This is a genomic window from Pseudomonadota bacterium (assembly GCA_034660915.1).
In the GTDB taxonomy this organism is placed as follows: Bacteria; Desulfobacterota; Anaeroferrophillalia; order Anaeroferrophillales; family Anaeroferrophillaceae; genus DQWO01.
In genome coordinates, this window is the sequence record JAYEKE010000014.1 from 1 (window position 1) to 6,132 (window position 6,132).

5 protein-coding genes and 1 other RNA gene are annotated in these 6,132 nt (G+C 45.1%); all 6 read right to left on the reverse strand.

Annotated features, from left to right (window positions below; all coding sequences use genetic code 11):
- Positions 1–436 precede the first annotated feature (436 nt).
- Positions 437–792, reverse strand: a transfer-messenger RNA (tmRNA) gene (gene ssrA, locus U9P07_00630).
- A 96-nt stretch (positions 793–888) separates the two neighbouring features.
- Positions 889–1,338: an SsrA-binding protein SmpB gene (smpB, locus tag U9P07_00635; GenBank protein ID MEA2107915.1), complete on the reverse strand. Its 450-nt coding sequence runs from the start codon at positions 1,336–1,338 to the stop codon at positions 889–891.
- Positions 1,328–1,786 (reverse strand): SoxR reducing system RseC family protein, encoded by a 459-nt coding sequence (locus tag U9P07_00640; GenBank protein ID MEA2107916.1) that lies wholly within the window; start codon positions 1,784–1,786, stop codon positions 1,328–1,330. The genes smpB and U9P07_00640 overlap by 11 nt, the downstream gene beginning before the upstream one ends.
- Positions 1,787–1,824: 38 nt before the next feature.
- Complete coding sequence (locus U9P07_00645; protein ID MEA2107917.1) at positions 1,825–3,216, reverse strand: sigma-54 dependent transcriptional regulator; 1,392 nt, start codon at positions 3,214–3,216, stop codon at positions 1,825–1,827.
- A complete protein-coding gene (locus tag U9P07_00650) occupies positions 3,213–5,453 on the reverse strand; it encodes an ATP-binding protein (GenBank protein ID MEA2107918.1) in 2,241 nt (746 codons plus the stop codon). Before U9P07_00650 ends, U9P07_00645 begins: the two co-directional genes overlap by 4 nt.
- The coding region (locus U9P07_00655) for a DUF4390 domain-containing protein (protein ID MEA2107919.1) at positions 5,450–6,132 on the reverse strand (683 nt) is incomplete at its 5' end. The genes U9P07_00655 and U9P07_00650, both read right to left, overlap by 4 nt.

A 6,132-nucleotide genomic window follows, 5' to 3' on the forward strand; every position in this document is an offset into this window, starting at 1 on the left:
TTGGGATTCTTTATAATCATAGACTTTCCAGCATGCAGGGTAACCCAATTCGAAAAAATAAGTTGGCATATATTCCCACTGGCAATCCCAATCTTCTGGCCAGTCAGCCAAATTTACCTTCATCGTAGAAACCTTATGATTAGAATGGCATTGCACATCTGGAAACTTTTTGCAAACAATATTCTGGGAACGGAATGTCTTGTTGCCCTATGATAATTTTTAAATTTGGTACTGCTACGTGTTTTTTCGGGAGGTAACAACAGTTCCCAATGCAGGTGAAATGCATGTAAATTGACTGATTGATAGGGGGTTTTAGCGTGGTTTATAGTGGTTTAGGGCCAAGAATTTATCCGCAGAGGATGCGGGTACAAGCTGGGCATGTCTTCTAAACTATTGATAAAACAACAAATCCGGCAGGTTATGCCGGATTGGTATTTGGTGGAGGTGGCGGGAATCGAACCCGCGTCCGAAAACCTTCACGCTGAAGTCTCTACATGTTTAGCCGGATATTGGATTTAACTGCTGGCATCTCCTCCGGTCGGGATATGGCAGCAACGAGCTTCCCTTGAGTTTTGCCTACCGGCCGGAAACCTGCCGATAAACTATCCTGCTAAAGATGACACCCGGGAACCGACGTAGCAGGAGTCGGACGGCCGGGCGCTGGCCACGCTAAGCGGCCAGAGCGTATTCGTTATTTGCTTTTATTTTAGTTCCTGCCGGTTTAAGGAGGGAAGCAGGGACCTCCACATGCAACTTCAGGCTTAGCATTCCCGTCGAACCCGAATCACCCCCATGGCTAAAGTTTATAATTTTCTGATGTTTCAACTAAAAGTAAGTATAACACAAACAATCATGATTTTCAAGAAGGGGCCTGACGGCCGGGTATAATCAGTGGCTTTTTAATTCCCTTTCCATATCTCTTTTTACCGCTTTCCTCTTCAAATCTTCCCGTTTGTCATGGATCTTTTTGCCTTTTCCCAGGGCCAACTCAATTTTGGCCCTGCCATTCTTAAAATAGGCACGCAGGGGTACCAGCGTCAACCCTTTCTCGGTAATTTTACCGATCAATCGGCGAATTTCCTGTTTATGAAGTAGTAATTTACGGGGCCGGAGCGGGTCGTGGTTGAAAACGTTGGCGTGGCTATAGGGGCTGATGTGAAACTGCACCAGCCAGATTTCTCCATCGGCAATCCTGGCGTAACTTTCGTTCATGCTGGATTTGCCGGCTCGCAGGGATTTAACTTCAGAGCCGACCAGGGCAATGCCGGCTTCAAAAGTTTCCAGAATATCATAGTTGCGCCGGGCTTTTTTGTTGCTGCAGATTAATTTAATTCCCATGTTTATCCTGTGATTTACTGTGGATAATTTTTTCCATTATCGGCTGCGGTTGTCGTTGCTCCTGGTGTTTAAAGTATTTTCGCCAGAGAATTGCCGAGATGATAAGCAGCCCGAGGCCGAATAATGATGGCAGGTATTGTCCGGTGGGACCGGCAATAAATCGGGTGCAGTATCTTCCGATTGCACCGCCGACTATGAGAGCGAAAATGGCAATAAAAAAAAGTGACAGTCGTTTTGAGCCGTAGGATTGTTGGCCGATTTGCAAACCAACCTCGTCGCCGGGACGGGCATCAAGGGTATTGTTGACCTTGATAACCACCTCATCGGCATGTTCCAGGACCATGCATGATCCCTTTCCGGAGCAGTTTTCACATTTCCGGCTTTGAGGCTTGCGGACAAAAGCAATGCCGTCTTCAATCCTGGTGACAATTCCTGTTTCCTTTTTCATGGCATAAAACCATTGTGATGGCTGATTGGTGACTATTGTCAGTCCTTCTGATGTGAATTGATGGCCAGGGCTTTAATCTTGCGATGGAGATTACGGCGGGTAATCCCGATCTGGGCAGCAGTTTTGGATATATTTCCATCAAATTCTTCAAGTTTTCTGGCTAAATAGTATTTTTCAAACTCGCTGACCGCGTCACTTAAGTGGTCGGCATAGAACTGGCTGTCGGGATAATCATCCCCTGCGGAGGTAATGGCAGCTTTACTTTCCTTGCCCCTCATATAATAAGGAAGATCATGGGAGGATATCACGCTTGCTGGCGACATGATTGCCAGCCGTTCCATCAGATTTTTCAGCTCCCGAACATTGCCCGGCCAATTATACTGTTGTAGAATCGGCATAATCTCCGGGAGCAGTTGTTTGTTTGGTTCGCCCTTTTCCCGGGCATAATGAGACAGGAACTGCTCAGCCAGCAGTGGTATGTCATCCTGTCGTTCCCGCAGTGGCGGTATGTGCATGGGGATGACATTTAAACGGTAATAAAGATCTTCTCTGAAATTTCCCCGGGCGATTTCCGCTTCCAGGTTTTTGTTGGTGGCCGCGATGACCCGGACATCAATGGTAATGGCCCGGGAACCACCAAGCCGGCTGAGGGATTGTTCCTGCAGCACCCGCAGAATTTTTGCCTGGGTGTTGAGGCTCATATCACCAATTTCATCCAGGAAGATGGTTCCTGCATGGGCCTGTTCGAATTTTCCCTTTTTGCGGCCAGTGGCGCCGGTAAATGCCCCCTTTTCATGGCCCAGTAATTCAGATTCAATCAGGTTTTCAGGAATGGCGGCACAGTTAACATCTACAAATGGTTTGTCCGCCCGGCGGCTGAGACGGTGAATAGCTCGGGCCACCAATTCTTTGCCGGTGCCATTTTCACCGGTTATCAATACCCAGCCATTGGTTGGGCCTACAACGGCTATCTGCTGCTGTAATTCCTGCATTGCCGGACTCTGGCCGATCAAATGCGGTTCATGCTGAAAACGTTCCTTCAGCAGCAGGTTTTCCTGCTGCAGACGATAGATGGTCAGGGCATTTTTTGCCGTTATAACCAGTTTTTCCAGGGAAACCGGTTTTTCGATGAAGTCAAAAGCCCCAAGTTTGGTGGATTGAACGGCGGTTTCTATGGTTCCATGACCGGAAATCATAACTACCGGGATCTCCGGATGAATTACCTTCAATTGCTGTAAAACCTGCATCCCGTCCAGATCCGGCATCCAGATGTCCAGAAAAATAAGATCAATATTTTCCTGGTTGACTATTTTCAATGCATCCTGGCCGCCGCCGGCACCGAATACTTCATAACCTTCATCACCAAAGACATCCATGATGGACTGTCTGACATCCAGGTCGTCATCAACAATCATGATAGTGGTTTTCATGGTGCCTCAGTGTTAAATGGTAATTCAATGATGAAGCAAGTTCCCCGGGGGTGGTTGTTCTTAACTCGAATAAAACCCCGGTGATCATGGATAATAGTTTTGACGATTGCCAGGCCCAGACCTGTTCCTGATTTCTTGGTGGAAAAATAGGGTTCAAAAAGCTTTGTCTTATCTTTCTGGCTGATTCCCAAACCTGTATCACAGATTTTAATAATAACGATCTGGAGACTTTTGTCAAGCTTGGTGGTGATGGTGATCGTTCCATCGCCGACGGATTTAACTGCTGCCAGGGAGTTGTCAATCAGGTTGGTCATTGCCCGCTTCATCTGTTCCTGGTCAAACAAAAACGAGGTAAGCTGCTCGTCCGGTTGAAATATAAACCTGCAGTCCTGCTGGGTATTCTGGTACAAAACCAGGGTTTCGCTGATAACCGCATGCAGATCCTCCATGGACGGTTTTGCCTGGGGCATGCGGGCGAAGTTGGAAAATTCATTTACCAGTTGTTTTAAATCCCCTACCTGCTTAATAATAGTTGAAGTGCAATTGTGCAATATCTCATCTCCCTCTGGTACCAGAGAGGAATATTTTCGCTGGATACGCTCGGCAGACAAGGCAATGGGGGTGAGTGGATTTTTGATTTCATGGGCAATGCGTCTGGCAACCTCCCGCCAGGCTACGGCTTTCTGGGCATTGATTATTTCGGTTAAATCATTAATGATTACCAGCATGCCGATATAGTTGTTCTGATCATCGTTAAGACGCGTGAAATTGATAGCCAGATGAAGATTACGTTCCGGCAGGCTGAGTTCTATTTCTCTGCTTTCAAGGTTTTGGTTGATACGTTCCTGATTTTTGAGGAAGAAACGAATTTTCTGGATAATTTCACTGGTGAAAATTTCGCGGTAATTTTTGTCGTAACATTCTTTGCCCTGGAGGTCGAAAAGGATGGCAGCAGTTTCATTGATGGTAATGATTTTGCCGTTTCGGTCCAGGGTGATGATCCCCGCGTTGACATTTTTCAAAATAATTTCAATATATTTACGCCGCTGCTCCAGCTGGTTATTCATTTTTATCAGTTCATTGTTTGCCAGTTCCCTTTCCTGCTTGCTGGCTTTTAATCGTTCTGTCATTTCATTAAATGACTGGACCAGGATGCCGATTTCATCGCTGGCTGCCATGTCAATGGTAAAGTCCAGCTCACCACCGGCAATTTTCCTGGTTGCCAGAGCCAGTTCCTGTAAAGGTTCTGTAATGTTTTTGGCCAGGTAAAAACCAAACCAGAGAGAGATGAAAATGATTAATACCGTAATCAGGACGAAGGAAAGCACGTAACTGTACTTGATGTACTGCTCCATGCTTTTGGTTTGTTTGTAGGCACTGAATTTCTGTGATACAGCATCCAGATTATTGCTCATCCGGGATGAAATAGCCCGGGAAATGACAACAACGGCTACTGCTTTATCTCCTTTCCAGACGGAAAAAACCGGTGCGCTTCCCTGAATCAGGCTGCCGCCATTATCCAGGGGAATAACCCTTGATAATGGATGAAATAAAGAGTCATTGGGGCTCGTAATCCGGTTGAGCTCGTCGGGGTTGAAACCCCGGTTGTGACTTGTTGCCAGGGGGGTGTAGCCTTTTTTTGCATAAATGGCAATTGCCGTAAAATTGTTTTCCCTTCGTTTTTGTTCAATATAGTCAAACATCGGCTTTGTGCTTTCGCCGATTAACAGCCCCTTTCTGGTTATCTCATCGGCAACGCTTCCAGCGGTTATCTTATTTTGCTCACTAAGGGTTTTGTAGTAATCCTGGGCGATTTCAAGTGATGCATCGAGGGCAGATTCAAATTGAACCGAAAACCAGTTGTCTATACTGTAGCGGATGAAACCGGTGGCAGATACAAAAAGAAGCAGGGTAGGAATCAGTGATAACGAGACGAAAGCCAGGGAGAGCTTGGAACGCAGGCGAAAACCAACAATTTTACGTTTGCGTTCCAGCAATAATTTCAAGGTATTGCGGACAATGAGAAATACCAGCAGTAAAAGCAGGATGATATTGATATTTATCAGGGCAAAAACGATAATGTTGTTTGAAAGTGGTAAGTCCGATGGCAGAGCCGGGAAGTTTTTTTCGACATAAAAAAGAACTGCCAGAATCAGGATCAGGCAGATGATCAGTGTTTTTTCCCTTTTGCGCCGATGAGATTCAGCTGACAATAGTTTATGTGGATTCGGGCTCATTCATTAACCGTCTGTTTATTGTCATTGGATAAAAACTGCTGAGGGATATCAAGGACATAGGTCTGGGTTGTCCGATCCCGGCTGGTAAGAAAAAAGAAAAGATATTCAAGGTGAAAAGGCATACGTTTTTTTATAATTTCCGCCTTCACCCTGCTTTGATAATCATGATGGATCAAGGCATTTTTTAGCGGCAGCAGGTGGACATTATTAAAGGTTGATACAGCCAGGAGGGCTTTTTTGTATGAATTGGTTTCAAGAGGTGGCCGTTTGCCGTCAGAATTGACTACAAACAGCTTTTTAAGATTATCATAGAGAATACTTTGAGTAATGCTGTTAGAGAATACTTTCCGATCAATATTTACCAGAAAAAGGTAATTTTTCTTCTCGTTGGTGTTGATTTTAAGAGTGATCTTTTGTGGGACACCATTTAAAATCAGGGATTTTATCTCCTTATCAAATGGGCTGCTGACCGTGAGAGAAAGGATTATCCATTGATTACTTTTTTCAAGCACAAAATTTTCCAGGTAGGGGGGGTTGTCAGCGGAAAATGTAACTTGATTATTTTCGCTGGCATTTAATTTGCACGGTAAGGCCAGCAATGTCAGGCAAAAGACGAATATTACTTTGCCGATAAATGAAGGTATGTGGTCATAAAAAAATGATTTTATCAACATGATTG

Bases quoted from the DNA above. Each gene is read 5' to 3' on its own strand.
- U9P07_00645 (MEA2107917.1), bottom strand. From the start codon at position 3,216: ATGAAAACCACTATCATGATTGTTGATGACGACCTGGATGTCAGACAG.
- smpB (MEA2107915.1), bottom strand. From the start codon at position 1,338: ATGGGAATTAAATTAATCTGCAGCAACAAAAAAGCCCGGCGCAACTAT.
- U9P07_00640 (MEA2107916.1), bottom strand. From the start codon at position 1,786: ATGAAAAAGGAAACAGGAATTGTCACCAGGATTGAAGACGGCATTGCT.
- U9P07_00650 (MEA2107918.1), bottom strand. From the start codon at position 5,453: ATGAGCCCGAATCCACATAAACTATTGTCAGCTGAATCTCATCGGCGC.